The organism is Rhodococcus sp. EPR-134, from assembly GCF_001647205.1.
Classification (GTDB): domain Bacteria; phylum Actinomycetota; class Actinomycetes; order Mycobacteriales; family Mycobacteriaceae; genus Rhodococcus_F; species Rhodococcus_F qingshengii.
This window is the reverse complement of the sequence record NZ_LVCT01000204.1, coordinates 1-4,682: the sequence shown is the minus strand read 5'-3', so window position 1 is coordinate 4,682 and position 4,682 is coordinate 1. Positions and strand designations below refer to the sequence as shown.

The window sequence follows — 4,682 nt, the reverse complement described above, 5'->3', positions numbered from 1 at the left end:
TCTCGGTACGCAGAACACCTTTCACCCGAGCAGCGTCGACGCCGAATCCGGCCAACGAACCGCGCCCGTCGATCGTCAGTTCGGCCTTGTCCAGACCGCTCACCGCGCCGACACCGTTGACCGCGGCGATGTCTGTGCCCAACCCTGCGGGAAGCGGTGCCGAACCTGAACTGCTCACCATGACGTCGACGGGGAATTGACTGTCCATCGCCGCGGGTGCGGCTTCCTTGACCGTCGCGATTCCCACGACGAGCGTGCTCGTCAAGGCAACACCGATCAACAATGCGGTGGCCGTCGCCGAGGTGCGGCGTGGGTTCCTACCGGCGTTGCCTGCTGCCAGGCTTCCCACCGGACCAATCAGTCTCGCCAACACTCCGCCGGCCGCATTGATCAGTGCAGGCACGATTCGACCGGACAGTGCCGCGATCCCCAGGAACGAGAACAGTCCACCGGCGGTTGCCGCCGGCACCTGCTGATTCGTCACTCCCAGGACGGTCATCGCGATGCCCGCGAGCAGGGTCACGACGCCGAGAACCCGGCGCACCACCGATACCTGAACGCTCTCGGGCTTGGACTCCATCGGCTGCAGTGCCGCCAGCGGGGAGAGCCTCGTTGCCGCCCGCCCGGGCGCAGATGCAGCGAGCATCGTCATCACGATGCCGACGGCAAGACCGACGAGCACGGTCACCGGGGTGACGCTCAGTGACGAAAGAGGAACCGGCACATCTGCGGCCGTTGCTACCCGACCGATCGCCCACGCAAGTCCGACACCGAGTCCGACGCCGATCACCGAGGCGATCACGCCGACCGCCGCGGCTTCACTGCGAATGCTCCGGCGAACCTGTTTGGCCGTGGCGCCGACGCATCGCAGCAACGCGAGTTCCTGAGTGCGCGCCGCGAGCAGCACGGCAAATGTATTGGCGATCACCAGCGCGGCAACAACAACGGCGATGGCGCCGAAGGCGAGCAACACCGTGCTGAGGATCTTGGTGCCGCCCATGTATTCGGCTGCGGCGTTGTCTGTGGCTTCGTCGCCGGTCAGCACGGTGGAGTCCGCGGGCAACGCGCTCGAGATCGAATCCACGAGTTCTTGCTGAGAGCGTGAACCGTCACCGGCGACACGGAACTCACGTTCGGCACTGTCACCGGCCCACGCGCTCACCTGCTCGGCGGTGGTGAATATCTTGATCCCGCCCAGTCGTTGCGCCGAACCGGAGAGGTCGACCAGTCCGACTATCTCGGCGGTGGGTGCGGCGGCACCGACCGTCGAATCCCGTGCCGTGACTGTGATTCGGGCACCGATCGGTATCCCGGAGTCCGCGCTCACCAACACCTGCCCCAGACCGGCCGGAATCGATCCCTCCGACACCTTCTCCCAACGCAATTCGGGATTGTCGGCAATCGAGAGCGCATCCCCGTAGGACGCGCCCTTTGCCTCGGAGTCGACACGAACATACGTCGACACGTCGTCGGCCACCGCCGAGACGCCCGGCACCGCGCTCAGCAGAGCTTCCGTCACGCCTGGACCGGACGCGACGACATCTGAGGTTTCGTATTGCGTCGCAAGTGATTTGCTCACACTCGCGTCGACCGTCGAGCTCAAGGTCAAAGTCGCGACGATGTATCCGACGGCGATCACCACCGCGAGTATCGACGCCACATAGCGCCCGGCATGTGCCCGCGCCTGCGCAAAAGCCAGACCTCTCATCGCAGTGCACCCGAAACTGCAGGAACATCGGCCAGGTCGTCGGCACCGAGAGCTCGCATGGCACCGATCACCGAGTCGACGGTGGGATGGTCGATCTCTCCGGCAATACGCCCGTCCGCGATCAACACGACTCGATCCGCGTACGACGCCGCCACCGGATCGTGCGTCACCATGACGACGGTCTGACCGGTCTCCCGGACACTGGTCCGCAAGAGTCCCAGAACCTCTGTCCCGGAACGGGAATCCAGGTTGCCGGTGGGCTCGTCGGCAAAGATCACGTCGGGCTGCGGCAGTAGTGCGCGGGCGACGGCTACGCGTTGCTGCTGACCGCCCGACAATTCGTGCGGCAGGTGATCGAGACGCTGCGACAGGCCCAGCTTGCCGATCACCTCGTCCATCCACTCGGGCGAGGGTTCACTACCTGCCAGCTTCATCGGCAGCAGCATGTTCTCCCGAGCAGTGAGCACCGGTAGCAGGTTGAACGCTTGGAAGACGAATCCGATCCGCTCGCGTCGCAGTTCGGTGAGCTCCGTGTCGCCGAGTTTCGTGACTTCGGTGTCGCCCAGGAAAACCTGCCCACCCGAGACCGTGTCGAGTCCGGCCAGGCAGTGCATGAGCGTCGACTTTCCGGAGCCGGACGGGCCCATGATCGCGGTGAACCGCTCGCGACCGAAGTCCACGTCGACTCCGCCGAGCGCGTGAACCGTGGTCTCACCTGTGCCGTACACCTTGGTGACACCGCGGGCAGTGATCGCCGGCACTGCGGCTGGTTCCGTCGTGGTGTGCGCATGCATTTTTTGCCCTCCGTAAAGCTTCTCGCTATGACGGAATCGACGTTATTGCAGCGCAAGTGGTCTCCGCGTCGGAGTGCGGGGCGATCTTGGAGAGCCCGGTGTCATCCCGGGGTAGGACTGGACAGGGCGGCGTGTCAGCCCTCGGTGCCGAGGAGATCTGCGCGCCGGACAAGTCCGATCTGGAAGGCGAAGACGACTGCCTGTACACGATCACGAGAATGAGTCTTCGAAAGAACCCGTCCGACATGGGTTTTCACTGTCGTCTCGGAGACGTGGAATTTTGCAGCGATCTCCGAATTCGACAGCCCGTACGCCATGGCTTCGAGCACCTCGACCTCGCGCGGCGTCAACTCTTCGGGCAACTGCGCTTCGGGCGCCGAGCCTTCCAGGAGCGGTCCGACGTGCTGAAGCAGTCGCCGAGTGGCCCGGGCTTCGATCACCGCGTCCCCGCGGTGCACGGTGCGGATGGCGTCGAGCAACTGCTCCGGTGGCACGTCCTTGAGCAGGAAACCACTGGCGCCCGCCCGGATAGCCGACATCACGTACTCGTCGTTGTCGAAGGTGGTGAGCACCACGACCTTCGGCGCATCGGGGTCGGCCAGGAGCCGACGAGTCGCCTCGATGCCGTCCATCTTCGGCATCTGGACATCCATCAGAACGACGTCGACATGACGGGCGGCCAACTCGGTCAACGCCTGCTGACCGTCCGAAGCCTCGACAACCACCGACAGATCCGGCTGTGAGTCGATGACCATTCGAAAACCTGCGCGGACCAGCTGCTGATCGTCGATCAGTGCCACTGCGATCGGAGCCACGTGTTCGTCCATGCCACTCACCTTAAGACCTTCGGACGTTTCAAGACCTACCCAGACGTTCGTTCGTACGGCAAGACGGCCCGGACGCTGTATCCGCCGCCTGATTTCGGTCCGGCGGTCACTTTGCCTCCGTGCAGCTTGGCTCGCTCGGCCATTCCGATCAGTCCCTGTCCGCCTGGTGACGATTCGACCAGCGCGGCGCTGCCGCCTCGTCCGTCGTCGGTGATACCGAGAACGAGTTCGGTTTCAGCCCATGTCATCTCGACGCTCGCCTGTGCTCCAGGCCCCGCATGTTTGAGAACGTTCGTCAGCGATTCCTGCACGATGCGATACGCCGTCAACCCCGCACCCGCAGAGAGTTCGCGTGGTTCCCCGGTCACGCTGACGGCGATGTCGAGTCCGCTGCTGCGTAACTCGTGGAAGAGACTGTCGATGTCGCCGGCGCCCGGGATCACCGAGAAATCACGGGGCGTGTCCTCACGCAGGACGGACAGCAGCGATCGCATGTCGGTCAACGCCTGGCGGCCGGTGGAGGCAATTGTTTCGAGTGCCTGAATTGCAGCCTGAGGATCCTTGGCCGCGCTGTAGCGTCCGCCGTCGGCCTGAGCGATGACAACGGTCAACGAATGCGCGACGATGTCGTGCATCTCGCGCGCAATCCGCGAGCGTTCGCTGATCGTCGCGATTTCCGCTTCCTGCGCACGCTCGAGTTCGAGCAACCGTGCGCGCTCGGTCAGACCTTCCAATTGTTTGGTGCGAACTCGACGCAAATCACCGAACGCCCAGACCGCGAGCATGAAGATCATGACGGCCACGGACTGCATGACCTGCGAGGACACCGGGATTCCGTCGTAGCCGAAGTATCGAACAGTTCCGGCAATCGAGCCGAGCAACGCGAGCACCAGCCCGGTGAGCGAACTCCACCGAGCGCCATAGGCCGCCAGCGCGTACAGGGAGATGGGCACGACAACGGCCGATGCGAGCAGTGTGTTGCCGATGAAGATCACGTGTAGAACTGCGAACCCTGCGATCACCATGCCGGAGAGTTCGGGGCGCGAGCGTCGCCACGCCAACGGAACGGTCATACCCAGCGAGATGAACACCGCCAGCGGACTCGCCTCGACCGCAACGACAACGCTGAACAGTGCGGCAACCGTCGCAATGCAGATGTCCACACCGCGAGCATGTTCCGCGCTCCAGCGGACGAAGCGTTCACTAGTCGGAAAACGAGCCATGCCGCCAAGAGTAGCTTTTACTGACGAGCTCTCACTCAGGTGCGGTAACCGCCGTCTTCGAGACCGGCCTCGATTTCGAAGCGGTTCCGCGGCCCGCGATGACGCAGTTCCTCACGCAGGTACAGCAACC

4 protein-coding genes are annotated in these 4,682 nt (G+C 64.0%); all 4 read right to left on the bottom strand.

Translation table 11 applies throughout. The features are described 5' to 3' along the window. The coding region (locus A2J01_RS09355; RefSeq protein WP_064112576.1) for an FtsX-like permease family protein at positions 1-1,708 on the bottom strand (1,708 nt) is incomplete at its 3' end. Then, positions 1,705-2,502: an ABC transporter ATP-binding protein gene (locus A2J01_RS09350; RefSeq protein ID WP_042450120.1), complete on the bottom strand. Its 798-nt coding sequence runs from the start codon at positions 2,500-2,502 to the stop codon at positions 1,705-1,707. The genes A2J01_RS09355 and A2J01_RS09350, both read right to left, overlap by 4 nt. 134 nt (positions 2,503-2,636) lie before the next feature. Beyond that, entirely contained in the window at positions 2,637-3,329 is a 693-nt protein-coding gene (locus A2J01_RS09345; RefSeq protein WP_003940960.1) for a response regulator, read from the bottom strand. A 35-nt stretch (positions 3,330-3,364) separates the two neighbouring features. Further along, entirely contained in the window at positions 3,365-4,552 is a 1,188-nt protein-coding gene (locus A2J01_RS09340; protein WP_030535022.1) for a sensor histidine kinase, read from the bottom strand. Positions 4,553-4,682: the final 130 nt, after the last annotated feature.

Coding starts and splice junctions, on each gene's coding strand:
- A2J01_RS09350 (WP_042450120.1), bottom strand. CDS start 2,502: ATGCATGCGCACACCACGACGGAACCAGCCGCAGTGCCGGCGATCACT.
- A2J01_RS09345 (WP_003940960.1), bottom strand. CDS start 3,329: ATGGACGAACACGTGGCTCCGATCGCAGTGGCACTGATCGACGATCAG.
- A2J01_RS09340 (WP_030535022.1), bottom strand. CDS start 4,552: ATGGCTCGTTTTCCGACTAGTGAACGCTTCGTCCGCTGGAGCGCGGAA.